Origin of the sequence: Methylobacterium isbiliense (genome assembly GCF_022179325.1) — a bacterium.
Lineage (GTDB): Bacteria > Pseudomonadota > Alphaproteobacteria > Rhizobiales > Beijerinckiaceae > Methylobacterium > Methylobacterium isbiliense.
Map to the genome: position 1 here is coordinate 1 of NZ_BPQQ01000019.1, position 15,102 is coordinate 15,102.

Below are 15,102 nucleotides of genomic sequence, written 5' to 3' on the forward strand. Positions count from 1 at the left end.
CACGCAAAGTGCGGGAGAACCACCAATCCGGGGCAATCCCAATCCCACCATCACTCCGCCCGCGTCGCCATGGACTATGGTGAAGTCTGCCGGAGAGTGGCGGGTCGGGTGACCGGCACTGCCTTGCCTCATCGGCACGATGTGCATGCGGCAGGGGCGATGGCGGATCTCACGGGCGAGCGACAGTGGGGCCGCGGCAGGAGGCGAGCGACTATGGAGCTCCACGAGATCCGCTACTTCCTGGCGGTCAGCACGTTCGGGACCTTCACCAAGGCGGCCGAGCATTGCAACGTGACGCAGCCCGCCCTGACCCGCGCGATCCAGAAGCTGGAGGATGAACTCGGCGGCCTGCTGTTCTCGCGCGAGCGCAGCAACGTCCACCTGACCGACCTCGGGCGCCTGCTGGAGCCGGAGTTCCGGCAGATGATCGAGCACCGCGAGCGCGCCAAGCGCGCCGCCTCGCGCTTCCTGCGGCTCGAAGGGGCGCAGCTCACGCTCGGGGTGATGTGCACCATCGGCCCGCTGCGCTTCGTCGGCTTCCTGAACCACTTCCGGGTCACGCATCCGGGCATCGAGCTGACCCTGATCGAGGGCGTGCCGGCGCGCCTGTCCGAGATGCTGCTGTCGGGCGAGATCGACGTGGCCATCATGGCCCGGCCCGATGGCTTCCCCGCGCCGCTGCGGGCGAGCCCGCTCTACGAGGAGCGCTTCATGCTCGCCTGCGGGCAGCTGCACGCCTTCTCCTGCCGCAATGCCGTGCGGCTGCGCGACATGGCCGGGCAGATCTACCTGCAGCGGATCAACTGCGAGTACCGGGACCACCTCGCCGACCTGCTGCACGCACAGGGCACCGAGATCCTGCGTTCGCACCGCAGCGAGCGCGAGGACTGGATCCAGAGCATGGTGGTGGCCGGTATGGGGGTGTGCTTCCTGCCGGAATTCTCCGCCACCCTGCCGGGCATCGCCCTGCTGCCGGTGCTGGACCCGGTCGTCGCCCGGCAGGTCTGCCTCGTCACGGTCGCGGGCCGGCGCTGGTCCTCGCCGCTCGCGGCGCTCGTGGCGGCGCTCAATCAGTACACGTGGCCTCCGAGCCGTTTCGATCTCAGCGAGGAGCGGCCCGCCGAAGCGCCGCCTCCCGCGTGAGGCCGGCACCCGGCCCATAACCGCAAGGCATCGTCTCGGAGCCCAAACGGCATTTCCGCAAGCGTGCGCGGCCTCCGATGATCGGGCCAGTCCCACCCGGGACGATCCCGACACCGCCAGGACGGCAGCCATGATCCGGTTTCCGAGGCTCCGCAGCACCGCTCACCGCACCGTGTGCGCGGCGCCGATGACGGCCGGCGTCTCCGCGCTCGGCGCCGGCGCGGCCCCGGCGGGCGCCTGCCCGGCCGACACGGTGGTCCCCGGCGGGAAAGGGCGGGCCGAGCGCATCGTGCCCTGGCGCAGCCACGGCGACCGCCCGGCCATCATTGACCTCATGTGCGGAGACGAGGCGGAGTACGCGGGGACCTGCGCGGTGCCCATCGCTCACAAGGCCGGCGACGCCGCCGTGACGCGGTGAGGCGGCGATGACCTGCCCCGGCCCCTCGCCGGGCGAGGCCCGCCTCGCCGCCGCCATGACCGCCGCACAGGGCGGCGACCCCCGCGCCTACCGGATCCTGCTGCGCGACTGCGTGCCGGTGATCGCCGCGACGGCTCGCGCCCGGGGTGTTCCGGCGCCCGCTCTGGACGACGTGGTGCAGGAGACGCTCCTCACGCTGCATCGGGTGCGCGCCAGCTACGACCCGGCGCGCCCGTTCTTGCCCTGGCTGAGGGCCCTGGCGCAGCGGCGGAGCATCGATCACCTGCGCCGGTCCGCCCGCCAGGCCGCGGAGGTGCATGCTCCGACCGCCATCGAGAGCGCCGTCGATCCGGCGCCGCTGTCTTCGGAGCAGGTCGCCCGCCATGACCGCCAGTCTCTCCTGACCCGGGCGATCGAGGCGCTGCCTCCCGCCCAGAAGCTGGCGGTCGAACTGCTCGTCCTGCGGGAGCGCTCGCTCGCCGAGGCCGCCGCCGGGACCGGCCGCAGCAAGGTCTCCCTGAAGGTAAACCTCCACCGCGCGATCGGCGCCCTGCGGAACACCCTGTCGGACCGCGAGGGCGAAGAGCCGGGGCTCCGCTCGGGCAGGATCTGATCGGGTCGTCGGACAAGGCGCGCGAACCTCGAGCGTCCCGGTTCGTCGCACGATGGCTCTCGGAGGAAAGGCACGGGGCAATGCTGCTGAGGCTGTTGATGTCGCATCATGTCCGCCGCCGAACCGGTGGCCGCTTCGGCACCGGTCGTTCGTGACCGGCGGAATGATGCTCAGCCTTGCCGACCATCGCCCGGGAGGGCTGCCATGACCTCGCGATCATCGAGCGGACGGACCGGGACGGGCGCCCCGCGCCGGTCCCGGCTCGCTTGGCTTTGGCATGGCTATCTGCGCGGCCTGCGCATCGTGCTCGCCGCCCTGGTCACGGTGCTCCTCCTCGTGCTCGGCCTGTTCTTCGTGAACTACGTCGTCCTCTCCACGCCGAAGGCGACCGCCTACCGGAACCTCGACCCGTCCGATCCCGAATGCCGCGAGGGGCTCACGCAGGGCTGGACGATCCTGGCGCGGACCGGGCGGTCGCCGCCGGACGCGCGCGACGACGGCGGCTGGCGCGATCCCAGCAACGACGAGACCGAGGCGGTCGCGGCCGATCCGCGCTGGGGCACCCGCCTCCGCTGCGCCCTGCAGCGGCACGTCGTCCCCGCCGAGCGGCCCGGGGCCGCACCGCTCGACTACACGCTCGGCTTCCTGGAATTCCAGGAGACCGGAGAGCCCTACGCGCTGGTGTCCCGCACTGGCGAGGACGACGAGGACGACACGCGCGCCATGCTCAGCTTGGCCATGGAGAGCGAGAGGCGCGCGGCCGGCGGGCGTGCCGCCGGTCTCAGGCCCGTGATCACGCAGCTCGACGCGCTCATGCGCCATCTCGCGACGGGAACGCACTACGTCATGGTGTTCGTGCACGGCTGGCGCCACGACGCCCGCATCGGCGACCGCAACGTCGCCGATCTCCGGCTCTACGCCGCGCACGCCGCCCGCTTCCTGCAGCAGCGCTGCCCCGCCGATCCGCAAGCCTGCGAGACGAAGGTCACCGGCATCTATGTCGGGTGGCGCGGCGCGCGGGTGGACGAGCGCGGCCTCAAGGGGCTGTTCGGCGAGGCGCTCGGTGGCTTCTTCGGCGGCCTCTCGGCCGGAGCCACCCTGTTCGACCGCAAGCCGGTGAGCGAGGCGATCGCGCCCGCGGCGGTCTCGGCGCTGCGCTCCATCGAGTCGGTGCTGGCCGCCCCCCGCCCGGACGGCGCCGAGCGCCGCAACCGCCTGATCGTCGCCGGCCACAGCCTGGGCGGCAACATGCTCGCCACCGGCCTGAAGGACGACGTGCTGAAGGCGGTGCGGCGGCACCGCTTCGGCCAGGTGCTGCCGCCGGTCCTCGGCAACCTCGTGGTGCTGATCAACCCGGCCTCCGAGGCGAGCAAGTGGACGGCGATCCAGCGGGCCGTCTGGGAGCGCGTCGCGCTCCATCCCGACGAGCACACCAGCCCGGCCGAGGTCGCCCGCGACACCGGCCTGTTCCCGCCCGAGCAGCGCCCCGTGATGATGTCGGTGACGGCGGCCCTCGCCTTTCCGGCCGGAGGGCTGCGGCCGGGCGACTGCGCCTGGATCGGCCTCGACATCGAGGACGGGTACGAGGCCGCGCGCCGGCGCATCCGGCAGCGGCTCGCGGGCACGGACACGATGTTCCATTCCGGCGTCGACTACGACTGGGCGACGCACGACCTGTTCCCGGCCTTCAAGCTCGATTTCCGCCCGGCCGCCGGTTATCTCGACCGCCTCGCCGCCCGGTTCGAGGGCCGCCAGCCCCGGGGCATGACCTGCACGCCGCCGCGGCGCGCGAGCGTGCTCGACCGGCTGCTGACGCTGCCCCTGCGCGCCGTCTCGGTCCTCGCCGAGACCTTTCCGTTCCAGGTGAGCCTGCGGGAGGAATCGCGCACGATCGGCAACCTCGATCCGCCGCGGCCGGCGGCGGGCGTGCTCGCGGACGCGCAGCCCTCGGCCGCGCCCTTCGGCACCACCCACGAGCTGCTCGGGCTGCGGGAGGCCGGCGTCGAGCACCACAACCCCTACGCCACGCTCGCCGACGCGGCGATCGACTGCCCGCGCACGGATGGCTGGCTGACGCGGGCGCGGGCGCGGCGGCAGGACGGGCACGGGGCGTTCTGGGACAGCGAGGATCTCGGGAGCCCCGATGCGGCCGGCGGCGCAGCGGGACGGCCCGCGGCGCGCTTCCTGCACGGCCTGCCGCTCACCGGCATCGCGCCGATCACGCTCGCCAGCGATCCGTTCTGGAACGTGCGCGCCTTCGACAACGCCCTGTCGCGGCACGACGGCTACCGCCTGTCCTCCTTCATCTGCGCGATGAACCAGCTCGTCATGGACGACGTCACGCAATCCTCTCCGCGGATGATCGACACGATGGGCGGCGCCGTGCGGCAGGGCGCCGGGACGCCCTGACCCCGGCCGGCGGGCCTCGCGCGCTCCAATCCTTTCGGCATCGCGGAAAAATCTCGCCTCCGCAGCGTAACCGTACCGCAGGGTCCACCGAATGGTCTGTCAGGTCGATCGAAGGACTGCGCCCGCATGACGATCCTGCGCCGACGCCTGCTCCAGAGCCTGCCTCTGCTGTCGTTCGTGGCGGCCAAGCCCCAGAGTTCGGACGGAGACGTCACGACAACGGACCTCGTCCTCAACTGCGACACGGCGGCGGTGCCGGCCCTCGCGCACGCGGCCGAGCGGTTCCACGCATCCGCGGGCGTGCGCGTGCGGATCTTCCCGACAAGCCCGGGCCTCCTCGTCCCGCAACTCGTCCGCAGGGTGCAGAACGATCTCCTGGTCACGCAGGCGCCCCTCCTGCGCGCGGCCGCCGAGGCCGGGCTGATCTCCGGCGAGGCGGCAGGCGCATGGCGCAACCGCTTCGTGCTCGCCGCCAAGCGAGGGGCCGGCGCGGACGCCCTGAAGGGCCCGGTCGCCGTCCCCGACCCGACGCCCGCCGCGGACGTGGACGGGCTCGCGGCGATCCGGGCGCTGGCCCTCGGGGACGTGCCGATCCGCGGCGCCCTCGACACCGACGAGGTCGCCTTCCTGATCGCGCGCGGCGAGGTGAAGGCGGGGCTCCTCCACGCCGCCGACCTGCCTTCCCGTCCCGGCCTGGAGGCGATCCGCCATCTGCCCGACTCCGTCGCCCCGCCGGTCGTCTACCGGGCCGCCGTCACGACGCTCGCGCGCCGTCCCAACCCGCGGGCCTTCCTCGACTTCCTGCTCTCGCCCGAGGGCCGGAGCGCCCTGACGGCCCAAGGCCTGGAGATCGCCGCATGAGCCAGAAGGGCGTCCAGACCCATGCGTGGCCGCTGCGGCTGGCCCACTGGACCATGGCCATCGCCGTCCTGGTGATGATCGGCAGCGGCTGGCGGATCTACAACGCCGAGCCGATCCTGCCCTTCCGCTTCCCGCTCTTCGCCACGCTCGGGGGCGACGTCGAGGCGGCGCTCGCCCGCCACGGCGACCCGGGCGTGGCGAGCGCGATCGCGTGGCACTTCGCCGGGATGTGGCTGCTCGGGGCGGCCTTCGGCCTGTTCCTGCTCTACGGCCTGCTCTCGGGCCATTTCCGCCGGGACTACCTGCCGCTCACCCCGCGCGCCTTCGTGAGGGACTTCACGGACGCGCTGTGCTTCCGCCTGGAGCACCGGCTCGGCGTCTACAACGCGGTGCAGAAGGCCTTCTACTGGGGCGTGCTCCTGGCGCTCGTCGTCGTCATCCTCTCCGGGATCGCGATCTGGAAGCCGGTCCAGACCTACCCGTTGGAGACCCTGTTCGGCGGCTTCCAGGGCGCCCGGACCGTGCACTTCCTCGCCATGACGGCGATCGTCGGCTTCCTCGCCGTCCACCTCGCCCTCGTGGCGCTGGTGCCGCGCACGCTCGTGTCGATGATCACCGGCCGTTCCGGCCCGTCACCCGAACCCGAAGGAGAGGCGCCGTGATCCGCCCCGGACAGGATTTCGACCCCACGCGCCGCCGGCTGCTCGGGGGCGGCGTGACGCTCGGGGCGCTCACGCTGCTCACCGGCTGCAACGTCAGCGATCACGACGCCGTGCAGGACGCCCTGCAGCGGGTCTCGGTCTGGAACGACCGGGTCCAGGCGGCCCTGTTCGGCCCGCACCGCCTCGCCCCGACCTTCCCGGAATCGATGGCGGTCAAGGATTTCCGCTACAACGCGTGGTACGGGCCCGACCAAGCCCCGGTCCTCGACCCGAAGGATTACCGGCTCGGCCTCGCCGGGCGGATAAGTGACAAAAGATCCTGGTCCGTCGACGCGCTGCACGCGCTGCCCCAGGTGACGCAGGTGACCCGGCACATCTGCGTCGAGGGCTGGAGCATGATCGGGAAGTGGACCGGCACGCCGCTGCGGGTCTTCCTCGAACGGATCGGCGCCGACACCACGGCCCGCTACGTCGGGTTCGAGTGCGCGGACGGCTACTACGAGGGAATCGACATGCCGACGGCGCTGCATCCGCAGACGCTGATGGCCTTCCGGCTCCACGACGCCCTCCTCCCGCACCGGCACGGCTTCCCGTTCAAGCTGCGCATCCCGACGAAGCTCGGGTTCAAGAACCCGAAATTCGTCACCACGCTCTACGTCACCGACAAGGAGCCGCGCGGCTACTGGCCCGACCGCGGCTACAACTGGTTCAGCGGCCTGTGAGGGCGCCCGCCCCCTGCGCCATCGGGGTGATGGCCAAGGCGCCCCAGGCCGGCCGCTCGAAGACGCGGCTCTGCCCGCCCCTCGCGCCCGACGAGGCCGCCGCCTTGAGCGCGGCCTTCCTGCGCGACACCACCGAGAACCTCGCCGAGGCCGCGCGGCGGGCGCCGATCGCGGCCTACGCTGCCTACGCGCCGCAGGGCACCGAGGACCTGCTGCGCGCAGGTCTCGCCCCCGGGACGGGCCTCGTCCTCGCGGACGGCTCCGTGCCGATGCCGGAGGGCGTCGAGGGGTTCGGGCGCTGCCTGCTCCACGCCCTCGACGGGCTCTTCGACCTCGGCCACCCGGCCGCCTGCCTTCTCAGCTCCGACTGCCCGACGCTGCCCACCGACATCCTCGTCGAGGCCGCCCGCCTGCTGCTCCAGCCCGGGGACCGGGCCGTGCTCGGTGCCTGCGCGGACGGCGGCTACTACCTGCTGGGGCTCAAGGCCCGCCATGCCGCCCTGTTCACGGGCATCGCCTGGAGCACCGACACGGTCGCCGAGGCGACCCGGGCGCGGGCGCGCGGCATCAGCCTGCCCCTCGTCGAACTGCCGCCCTGGTACGACGTGGACGACGCCGCCTCGCTCGCCCGCCTGCGCGCGGAGCGGGACGGCTACGTTGCTCCGGCCACCCGCGGCGTGCTGGCGCGGCTCGGCGGGACCGCCCGGGTGGCGCCGCGGCTCACCGCATGAGGGCACCGCGCGATCGCCTCCTCGTGCTCGGTGCGGCCCTCGCCGCGCTGACGTTCTGCGCGCTCGCGCTCCACATCCCCGGCGCCGACACGGTCGGCACGCCGCTCAGGGCCAACCTCTTCGTCGGCGTGCTGGCGGTCCAGGTGGGGATCTACCTCCTCGCCGTGCGCCTCGTGCTGCGAAGCGACCTGCCGGCTTACGCCCCCTGGCTCGTCCTCGCGCTCGCCGCGCTCCTGCGCCTCGTGCTGCTGGTCGAGCCCCCGTTCCTGTCGAGCGACATCTACCGCTACGTCTGGGACGGGCGCGTGCAGGCGGCGGGCATCAACCCCTACCGGTACGTCCCGGCCGATCCGGCGCTCTCGCACCTGCGCGACCCGGACGTGTTCCCGCTGATCAACCGGGCCGACTATGCCCACACCATCTATCCGCCGGCCGCGCAGGTCTTCTTCGCGCTCGTGGCGCGGGTCGGCGCGGGCGTCACCGCCATGAAGGCCGCGATGCTGCTGTGCGAGGCGGTCGCGGTGCTCTGCCTCCTGCGCCTCCTCGCGCTCGCCGGCCTGCCGCGGGTGCGGGTGCTGATCTACGCCTGGAACCCGCTGGTCCTGTGGTCCTTCTCCCTCGACGGCCACGTCGACGCGCTGGCGGTGGGGCTCGTCGCCCTGGCGCTCCTCGCCCGCGCGCGGCACCGCGAGGGCGTGGCCGGCGCGCTCGTCGCCGCGGCGATGCTGGTGAAGTTCCTGCCGGTCGTCGTCGCGCCGGCCTTCGTGCGGGGCGGGCGGCTCTGGCGCCCGGCGCTCGCGGGCGCGGCGGTGATCGTCGCCCTCTACGCCCTCTACCTCTCGGCCGGGTGGCAGGTGCTCGGCTTCCTGCCGGCCTACGGGGCCGAGGAGGGGTTCGACACCGGGCGCGGCGTCTGGCTGCTCGCGGGCCTGTCCCACCTCGTGGCACTCCCCGATTCGGCGGGCCGGGTCTACGGGCTCTGCGCGGCCATCGCCTTCGCGGCGCTCTCCCTCTGGGTCGCGACCCGGCGGCCCCCGTCCGATGGGCCGGATGCGGTCCGGCTCTGCCGCGACGCGGGGCTGCTCGCCGCCGTCGCGACCGCTGCCGCGAACCCGCATTACGCATGGTACTATGCGTGGCTCGCGCTGCCCGCCGCGGTGGCGCCGAGCCCGGCCGTGATCTGGCTCTCGGCCGCGCCCGTGCTGTTCTTCGTCGATCCCTTCAACGAGCGCTTCGTCTGGCCGGGCCTCGTCTTCGTCCCGGCCCTGATCCTGGCGCTGCGGGCGATCCGGCCCGCCGCGCCCGCCCTCGCCAGCCCGAGAGGAGCCTCATGACGGCAGCCCCCGCCCTCAAGGACCCGCGCCGCTACTTCGAGGAGATCGACGCCAGGCGCTCCGCCGCGGCCGAGACGCCGCCGGTCTGCCTCTACCTGGAGGTGACGAACCGCTGCAATCTCCTCTGCGAGACCTGCCCGCGCACCTTCGAGACGCTGGAGCCCCCGGCCGACATGAGCTGGGAGCTGTTCACCCGGATCGTCGATCAGGTGCCGGACGTCGCCCGCGTGGTGCTGCACGGCGTCGGCGAGCCGATGCTGGTCAAGGCGCTGCCACGGATGATCCGCTACCTGAAGGACCGCGGCACCTACGTGCTGTTCAACACGAACGGCACCCTGATGCAGCCGCGGCGCTTCCAGGAGCTGATCGACACCGGCCTCGACGAGTTGCGCGTCTCGCTCGATGCCGCCGACCGCGAATCGTACCTCAAGGTGCGCGGCAAGGACTTCTTCGACCGCATCGTGCGCGATGTCGGCAAGTTCGTCGCCTACCAGCGCAAGGTCGGGGCGGCGACCCCGAAGGTCTCGCTCTGGCTCACCGGCCTCAAGGAGACGATCGACCAGTTGCCCGCCTTCGTGCGGCTCGCCGCCGAGATGGGCGTGGCGGAGGTCCACCTGCAGCGCCTGGTCTTCGACGAGGGCGGCTACGGCATGGCCCGCTCCGACCTGTCGCTGTTCGAGAGCACGCGCGCGGAGGAACTGGCGGCGATCGCGGCCGCGCAGGCGATCGGGGCGGAGTGCGGCGTGACCCTCGACGCCTCCGGCGCCACCGAGCCGGGCCTCAGCCTGAAGCGGCAGGCGGAGGACCAGCCCTGGTCGACCTGCCGCCGGCCGTGGTCGCTGATGTACTTCACCGCGCATGGCCGGGCGCTGCCCTGCTGCATCGCGCCCTTCTCGGTCAGGGGCTATTCCCACTACACGCTCGGCGACGCGACCCAGGCCTCGCTGCGCGAGATCTGGAACGGCGCGGCCTACCGCGACTTCCGCACCGCGCTCCTCTCCGAGGCGCCCCCGGCTCCCTGCAGGAATTGCGGCTTGCGATGGAGCCTGTGAGCGTCGTCATCCCGACCCTGGACGAGGCCGAGACCATCGGGGCGGTGCTGGCCGAGATCCCGCGCGCCTTCGCGGGCGACCTCATCGTGGCGGATGGCGGCAGCCGCGACCGCACGCGCGAGATCGCCGAGGCCGCAGGCGCCCGGGTGATCGCGGCGGGGCGCGGCTACGGCCGGGCCTGCGCGGCGGGCGCCGCGGCGGCGGCGCCTGAGAGCCGCGTGATTGTCTTCCTCGACGGCGACGGCGCCGACCGCGCCGACCTGATGGGAGAGATCGCCGGCCCGGTGCTGGCGGGCGCGAAGGACCTCGTGCTCGCCACCCGCACCCGGGGGATGCGCGAGCCCGGCGCGATGCTCTGGCATCAGGTGCTCGCCGGGCGCCTCGCGGGCCTCGGCATCGGGGCGCTCACCGGCGTGCGCTACTCCGACATGTGCGCCTTCCGGGCGATCGACCGGGCGGCGCTCGCCCGCCTGAACTTGCGCGAGATGACCTACGGCTGGAACATCGAGATGCAGATGCAGGCCGCCCGCGCCTCCCTGCGCATCGCCGAGGTGCCGCTGCCCTACCGGCGCCGGGCGGGCGGCGCCTCCAAGGTCGCCGGGTCGCTGCCCGGCACCCTGCGCGCGGGCAGCCGCATCGTCGCGACCTTCCTGCGCGTGGCGGCCGGACCCGCGCCCGGCCGGTGAGCGACTCCTTCGCCCTGGCGGCCTTCCTGGCGCGCTGGAGCGCCGGAATCCGGCACGACCTCGCGGCCTCCGATTCCGAGACCCTGCCGCTCTCGGCGCTCCTCGCCCTCGCGGACGCGGAGGACCAGCGCCGCTGGGATGCCCTCGACCTCGGCTACGCCGACCCGCGCGGCGCGCCCTGGCTGCGGGAGGCGATCGCGCGGCGCCACGCGGGGCTTGCCGCCGACGACGTGCTCTGCTGCGCGGGCGCGCAGGAGGCCGCCGCCTGCCTGATGGGCGCGCTGCTGACGCCTGACGACCACGCCGTGGTGGTGCTGCCGCTCTACCAGCCCTCCGAGCAGGCCGTGACGGCGCGCTGCGCCGCGACCGGCGTGCCGCTCGCCGACGACGGTGCGTGGACGCTCGACCTCGACCGCCTCGCCGCGGCCCTGCGGCCGAACACCAAGCTCGTCCTCGCGAACTTCCCCAACAGCCCGACCGGCGCCTCGCTCCCGCGCGCGGCTCTCGACGCGCTGGTGGCGCTCTGCCGCCGCCGCGGCCTCTGGCTCGTCATCGACGAGGTCTACCGCGAGACCGACACGGCGCCTCCGCCGGCCGTGGTGGAGGTCTACGAGCGGGGCATCTCGGTCGACGGTCTGTCGAAGGGGTTCGGGCTGCCGGGCCTGCGCGTCGGCTGGATCGCCTGCCGCGACCGCGCCCTGCTCGCCCGCACCCTGGCGGTGAAGAGCGGCCTGTCGAGTTGCCTGTCCTCAGCGAGCGAGGTGCTGGCGCACGTTGCCCTGCGCAACAGCGAGCCGATCCTGGCGCGGACGCGCGAGATCGGGCGCCGCAACCGCGCCCGCCTCGACGCGCTGCTTGCGCAGCATTCCGGCCTGTTCGCCCCGGACGGCGCGCACAACCTCGCCTTCGCGTTCCCGCGCTATCGCGGCGGCGACGCCGAAGCCTTCGCGGCCGACCTCGCGCGCAACGCCGGTCTGCTCATCCTGCCCGCGGCCCTGTGGCGGTCGCCCCTCGGGCGCGTCCCGGTCGATCACCTCCGCATCAGTCTCGGCCATGCCCGCGTCGCCTCCGCTCTGGAGGTCTTCGATGCGCACCTCGCCGAGGTGCCTGGGTCACGAATCCAACCTGCCCCGTGTCCCGTCTGATCCGGACAGCTCCGATCCCGCTCCGCGTCCGCCGGTCGATGCACCGCCAGCGGCTCTCCAGCGAGCGGATTGGGGTGGATGGGGGCCCTCGGGTGCGCCAGCGGGTCGAGGCGGCGCTGCGCGCAATGTCGTTCCGGCATGCCGGCGTGGTGCGGCCCGGCCCGATCCGACTGGGGCCGGGCATCAAGAGCCGCGTGCGGGCCTACCGGGGCCGGCCTGATCGCGATGAGACCGCTGGTCCCGCTCGTTCAGCGCCTGGCCCCGTCCCTCGTCACTCCCGCGCAGACGCTCGGCCGGGCCATGCCGCGCATCGTCGAGAGCCGGGCCGACCGCTTCGTCCTGGAATCGGCCGATATCAACCGGCTGGGCCGATGAGGGGGGCGCCCGCGCCGCAGGGGCTCAGCTTCAGGCGGCGATCCGCGCGACGGCATCACGGGCGGAGGCCAGCGCCTGGGTCTTGTGGTCCCCGGCCGCCAGCCCTTCGGCCAGCACGAATTCGGGCGCGATGCCCATGAAGCCGAGCACCGCGCGCAGGTAGCTCTCGGCGTGCTCCGCGGAAGCCGCCTCCGTCGCCGGGCCGTAGAACCCGCCGCGCGCCAGGGCCACGATCACGCGCTTGCCGGCGAGCAGCCCCTCCGGCCCGTTCGGGCCGTAGCGAAACGTCCGGCCGGGCACCGCCAGCCGGTCGATCCAGGCCTTCAGCTGCGAGGGGACGGTGAAGTTGTACATCGGCACCCCGACGACCACCGCGTCCGCGGCGATGAACTCGTCGAGCATCCGGTCGCTGGCGTCCCGGACGGCTTGGCCCTGCGCATCCAGGGGACCGGCCATGGCCGAAGCCGGATGCGCGCTCGGAAGCGTCGCCACCGTCAGGTGCGGCAGGTTCTCGACGACGAGATCGCGGTAGGTCACCTCGGCCTGCCGGCCCGCGGTGAGCCGCCCGACGATCAGCCTCGACAATTCGCGCGAGACCGAGCCGGCGCCGAGGATGCTGGTGTCGATGTGGAGAAGTTTCATAGCGTAACCCGGTTCCCCTTTGTGACCGGGATAGGATACGGTGCGCGAGACACCGCGCAAGAACGCACAGCGTTGATACCGAGGTTACATGGATGTGACTGAGCCAGTCTTCGAACACAGGGCCGAATGCGCGAAAGTGTCTCGCGTACTCTCGCGCATCGGTGACAAGTGGAGCGTGCTCGTCATCATGCTCCTGCGTCGGCAGCCTCAGCGCTTCAACGAGCTGAAGCGTGGAATCGGTAACATCTCGCAGCGGATGCTGACGCTGACCCTGCGCAACCTGGAGCGCGACGGGCTGGTGAGCCGGACAGTGACGCCTTCCATCCCGCCGCGCGTCGATTACGCGCTGACGCAGCTCGGCCATTCGCTGGCCGAACCGGTCCAGGCGCTCGGGGCCTGGGCCTTCGACCATCTGGACCTCATCGACGCGGCGCAGACGCGCTACGACGCCAGCGCGGATCGCTGAGAGGCCATGCGCCCGCGGACCCGCGCAAGGCGCGACGCCGCGGGCCTCCGCCCGTCAGGCGGCAGATCACCGCCAGCCGAGCGCCGGAGCGACATGCGTCAGGATGCTCTCGATGAGATGGGCGTTGTAGGCCACGCCCAGCTGGTTCGGCACCGTGAGCAGCAGGGTGTCGGCCTCGGCGATGGCCTCGTCGGCCCTGAGCGCCTCGATCAGCCGCTCCGGCTCCGCCGCGTAGGAGCGGCCGAACACCGCCCGCATGCTGTCGATGATGCCGACCTGATCGCCGCTCCCGCCGCCCTCGAAATAGGCGCGGTCGCGATCGTTCACGAGCGCGACGATCGACCGGGAGACGGAGACCCGCGGCGCGCGCGCGTGTCCCGCCTCCTTCCAGGCCTGCCGGTAGCGGCGGATCTGCCTGGCCTGCTGGATGTGGAACGGCTCGCCGGTCTCGTCCGCCTTGAGGGTCGAGCTTTGCAGGTTCATGCCGTGCCGGGCCGCCCAGACCGCCGTGGCGTCGGAGGCCGATCCCCACCAGATCCGCTCCCGTAGACCCTCGGAATGCGGCTCCAGGCGCAGGAGCCCGGGCGGATTGGGAAACATCGGCCGCGGATGGGGCTCGGCGAACCCTTCACCCTTCAGCAGGTCGAGAAACACCTCGGCGTGCCGGCGCCCCATGTCGGCATCGCTCTCGCCCTCGGCCGGGGCGTAGCCGAAGTGCCGCCAGCCGTCGATGACCTGCTCGGGCGAGCCTCGGCTGAGGCCGAGCTGGAGGCGCCCGCCCGCGATCAGATCCGCCGCGCCGGCATCCTCGACCAGGGAGAGCGGGTTCTCGTAGCGCATGTCGATGACGGCGGTGCCGATCTCGATGCGCCGGGTCCGGGCTCCGATCGCAGCGAGCAGCGGGAACGGCGAGGCGAGCTGGCGCGCGAAGTGGTGAACCCGGAAGTAGGCGCCGTCCGCGCCGAGCTCCTCCGCTGCCACCGCGAGGTCGATCGCCTGCAGCAGGGTATCGCGCGCCGAGCGTGTCTCCGAGCGCGAGGTCGGCGACCAATGCCCGAACGACAGAAAGCCGATTCGCTTCATCCGTTCATCCCTGGTGCGGTCCGGCGCGGCAGGCGCCGGTCCCGGCGGCCGCGACGCCCGCGTCCCACCCGCGCATCGCCTGACGGGCGACGGCCTCCAGTTCGGTCCGGTTCGCCCCATCGCGGGCCTGGAGCGACATGCCGCCCTGCACCGTCATCACGAAGCGGGCGAGGCACGCCACATCGGCCGCGGGGCCGATCTCGCCCTCGGCCGCCGCGCGCTCGAGGCGCGCCACGACGCGATCGAACCCGCGCGCGCGGGCGGCGCACACCAGCGCGCCGAGCTCGGCGGGCCCTTCGCTGCCGGCCGCCGAGAGCGTCACCATGCAGCCGCGCGGTTCCTCGCCCCCGCTGGAGCCCGTCAGGGCGGCGGCCGAGTCCATCAGGAGCGCCTCGACGGCCGCCCGAGCCGTGTCCGCCGCGGCGAAGTTGGCCCAGACGGACGCCTCGTACCGCTCGCCGTAATGGCGCAGGGCCTCGGCGTAGAGCGCCTCCTTGGAGCCGAACGCCGCGTAGAGGCTCGGCGACCCGATGCCCATGGCCTGCGTCAGGTCGGAGATGGAGGTCGCCGTAAAGCCCTTGCGCCAGAACAGGCGCATCGCCTGCCCCAAGGCCGCCTCACGGTCGAACCCGCGCGGCCGGCCGCGACCGCGGGCCGGCGGCCGGTCTGGGGATCGCCCGGGTGCGGAATTCTGCATCGCTCGTTCTATAAATCCCTTGACCCCGGCCCACAATCCGCCTAGCCATTTCTGTGTCGATCA

At 72.9% G+C, this 15,102-nt stretch carries 17 protein-coding genes; 14 read left to right on the forward strand and 3 right to left on the reverse strand.

Annotated features, from left to right (window positions below; genetic code table 11):
* Positions 1–213: 213 nt before the first annotated feature.
* The 13 genes from MFF61_RS09125 (at position 214) to MFF61_RS09185 (ending at position 12,151) form a co-directional block, all read left to right on the forward strand.
* The gene (locus tag MFF61_RS09125; protein WP_238234786.1) at positions 214–1,143 is read left to right on the forward strand and encodes a LysR family transcriptional regulator; all 930 of its coding nucleotides are present in this window, start codon (positions 214–216) and stop codon (positions 1,141–1,143) included.
* Positions 1,144–1,273: 130 nt separating this feature from the next.
* Complete coding sequence (locus MFF61_RS09130; RefSeq protein ID WP_306423385.1) at positions 1,274–1,561, forward strand: hypothetical protein; 288 nt, start codon at positions 1,274–1,276, stop codon at positions 1,559–1,561.
* Between the two features lie 7 nt (positions 1,562–1,568).
* Entirely contained in the window at positions 1,569–2,174 is a 606-nt protein-coding gene (locus MFF61_RS09135) for an RNA polymerase sigma factor (protein WP_238234787.1), read from the forward strand.
* Between the two features lie 204 nt (positions 2,175–2,378).
* Positions 2,379–4,583 (forward strand): hypothetical protein, encoded by a 2,205-nt coding sequence (locus MFF61_RS09140; RefSeq protein WP_238234788.1) that lies wholly within the window; start codon positions 2,379–2,381, stop codon positions 4,581–4,583.
* 126 nt (positions 4,584–4,709) lie between these two features.
* Positions 4,710–5,444, forward strand: coding sequence for a substrate-binding domain-containing protein (locus tag MFF61_RS09145; protein WP_238234789.1), 735 nt, complete (start codon positions 4,710–4,712; stop codon positions 5,442–5,444).
* The gene (locus MFF61_RS09150; protein WP_238234790.1) at positions 5,441–6,106 is read left to right on the forward strand and encodes a cytochrome b/b6 domain-containing protein; all 666 of its coding nucleotides are present in this window, start codon (positions 5,441–5,443) and stop codon (positions 6,104–6,106) included. Before MFF61_RS09145 ends, MFF61_RS09150 begins: the two co-directional genes overlap by 4 nt.
* Positions 6,103–6,828, forward strand: a complete 726-nt coding sequence (locus tag MFF61_RS09155; protein ID WP_238234791.1) for a molybdopterin-dependent oxidoreductase — start codon at positions 6,103–6,105, stop codon at positions 6,826–6,828. Before MFF61_RS09150 ends, MFF61_RS09155 begins: the two co-directional genes overlap by 4 nt.
* Before the next feature lie 29 nt (positions 6,829–6,857).
* Positions 6,858–7,559 carry a TIGR04282 family arsenosugar biosynthesis glycosyltransferase gene (locus tag MFF61_RS09160; RefSeq protein ID WP_238234792.1) on the forward strand — a complete coding sequence of 234 codons (702 nt, stop codon included), beginning with the start codon at positions 6,858–6,860 and terminating at the stop codon, positions 7,557–7,559.
* A complete protein-coding gene (locus MFF61_RS09165; RefSeq protein WP_238234793.1) occupies positions 7,556–8,893 on the forward strand; it encodes an MptA/MptB family glycosyltransferase in 1,338 nt (445 codons plus the stop codon). Before MFF61_RS09160 ends, MFF61_RS09165 begins: the two co-directional genes overlap by 4 nt.
* Positions 8,890–9,945, forward strand: a complete 1,056-nt coding sequence (locus tag MFF61_RS09170) for a radical SAM/SPASM domain-containing protein (RefSeq protein WP_238234794.1) — start codon at positions 8,890–8,892, stop codon at positions 9,943–9,945. The genes MFF61_RS09165 and MFF61_RS09170 overlap by 4 nt, the downstream gene beginning before the upstream one ends.
* Positions 9,933–10,631: a glycosyltransferase family 2 protein gene (locus MFF61_RS09175; protein WP_238234795.1), complete on the forward strand. Its 699-nt coding sequence runs from the start codon at positions 9,933–9,935 to the stop codon at positions 10,629–10,631. Before MFF61_RS09170 ends, MFF61_RS09175 begins: the two co-directional genes overlap by 13 nt.
* The gene (locus tag MFF61_RS09180) at positions 10,628–11,776 is read left to right on the forward strand and encodes a pyridoxal phosphate-dependent aminotransferase (RefSeq protein WP_238234796.1); all 1,149 of its coding nucleotides are present in this window, start codon (positions 10,628–10,630) and stop codon (positions 11,774–11,776) included. The genes MFF61_RS09175 and MFF61_RS09180 overlap by 4 nt, the downstream gene beginning before the upstream one ends.
* A gap of 225 nt (positions 11,777–12,001) precedes the next feature.
* Complete coding sequence (locus MFF61_RS09185; protein WP_238234797.1) at positions 12,002–12,151, forward strand: hypothetical protein; 150 nt, start codon at positions 12,002–12,004, stop codon at positions 12,149–12,151.
* A 30-nt stretch (positions 12,152–12,181) separates the two neighbouring features.
* Here MFF61_RS09185 and MFF61_RS09190 read toward each other — a convergent pair whose 3' ends face one another.
* A complete protein-coding gene (locus MFF61_RS09190; protein WP_238234798.1) occupies positions 12,182–12,793 on the reverse strand; it encodes an FMN-dependent NADH-azoreductase in 612 nt (203 codons plus the stop codon).
* A gap of 88 nt (positions 12,794–12,881) precedes the next feature.
* On the opposite strand from MFF61_RS09190, the gene MFF61_RS09195 reads away from it, so the two are divergent.
* A complete protein-coding gene (locus tag MFF61_RS09195; protein WP_238234799.1) occupies positions 12,882–13,259 on the forward strand; it encodes a winged helix-turn-helix transcriptional regulator in 378 nt (125 codons plus the stop codon).
* A gap of 66 nt (positions 13,260–13,325) precedes the next feature.
* On the opposite strand, the gene MFF61_RS09200 is transcribed toward MFF61_RS09195, so the two are convergent.
* Both MFF61_RS09200 and MFF61_RS09205 read right to left on the reverse strand, forming a co-directional pair.
* Positions 13,326–14,342: an LLM class flavin-dependent oxidoreductase gene (locus MFF61_RS09200; protein ID WP_238234800.1), complete on the reverse strand. Its 1,017-nt coding sequence runs from the start codon at positions 14,340–14,342 to the stop codon at positions 13,326–13,328.
* Between the two features lie 4 nt (positions 14,343–14,346).
* Complete coding sequence (locus MFF61_RS09205) at positions 14,347–15,039, reverse strand: TetR/AcrR family transcriptional regulator (RefSeq protein ID WP_238234801.1); 693 nt, start codon at positions 15,037–15,039, stop codon at positions 14,347–14,349.
* Positions 15,040–15,102 lie beyond the last annotated feature (63 nt).

Excerpts from the sequence above, each read along its gene's own strand:
- MFF61_RS09125 (WP_238234786.1), top strand. The coding sequence starts at position 214 with ATGGAGCTCCACGAGATCCGCTACTTCCTGGCGGTCAGCACGTTCGGG.
- MFF61_RS09130 (WP_306423385.1), top strand. The coding sequence starts at position 1,274 with ATGATCCGGTTTCCGAGGCTCCGCAGCACCGCTCACCGCACCGTGTGC.
- MFF61_RS09135 (WP_238234787.1), top strand. The coding sequence starts at position 1,569 with ATGACCTGCCCCGGCCCCTCGCCGGGCGAGGCCCGCCTCGCCGCCGCC.
- MFF61_RS09140 (WP_238234788.1), top strand. The coding sequence starts at position 2,379 with ATGACCTCGCGATCATCGAGCGGACGGACCGGGACGGGCGCCCCGCGC.
- MFF61_RS09145 (WP_238234789.1), top strand. The coding sequence starts at position 4,710 with ATGACGATCCTGCGCCGACGCCTGCTCCAGAGCCTGCCTCTGCTGTCG.
- MFF61_RS09150 (WP_238234790.1), top strand. The coding sequence starts at position 5,441 with ATGAGCCAGAAGGGCGTCCAGACCCATGCGTGGCCGCTGCGGCTGGCC.
- MFF61_RS09160 (WP_238234792.1), top strand. The coding sequence starts at position 6,858 with ATGGCCAAGGCGCCCCAGGCCGGCCGCTCGAAGACGCGGCTCTGCCCG.
- MFF61_RS09165 (WP_238234793.1), top strand. The coding sequence starts at position 7,556 with ATGAGGGCACCGCGCGATCGCCTCCTCGTGCTCGGTGCGGCCCTCGCC.
- MFF61_RS09170 (WP_238234794.1), top strand. The coding sequence starts at position 8,890 with ATGACGGCAGCCCCCGCCCTCAAGGACCCGCGCCGCTACTTCGAGGAG.
- MFF61_RS09175 (WP_238234795.1), top strand. The coding sequence starts at position 9,933 with ATGGAGCCTGTGAGCGTCGTCATCCCGACCCTGGACGAGGCCGAGACC.
- MFF61_RS09185 (WP_238234797.1), top strand. The coding sequence starts at position 12,002 with ATGAGACCGCTGGTCCCGCTCGTTCAGCGCCTGGCCCCGTCCCTCGTC.
- MFF61_RS09190 (WP_238234798.1), bottom strand. The coding sequence starts at position 12,793 with ATGAAACTTCTCCACATCGACACCAGCATCCTCGGCGCCGGCTCGGTC.
- MFF61_RS09195 (WP_238234799.1), top strand. The coding sequence starts at position 12,882 with ATGGATGTGACTGAGCCAGTCTTCGAACACAGGGCCGAATGCGCGAAA.
- MFF61_RS09200 (WP_238234800.1), bottom strand. The coding sequence starts at position 14,342 with ATGAAGCGAATCGGCTTTCTGTCGTTCGGGCATTGGTCGCCGACCTCG.
- MFF61_RS09205 (WP_238234801.1), bottom strand. The coding sequence starts at position 15,039 with ATGCAGAATTCCGCACCCGGGCGATCCCCAGACCGGCCGCCGGCCCGC.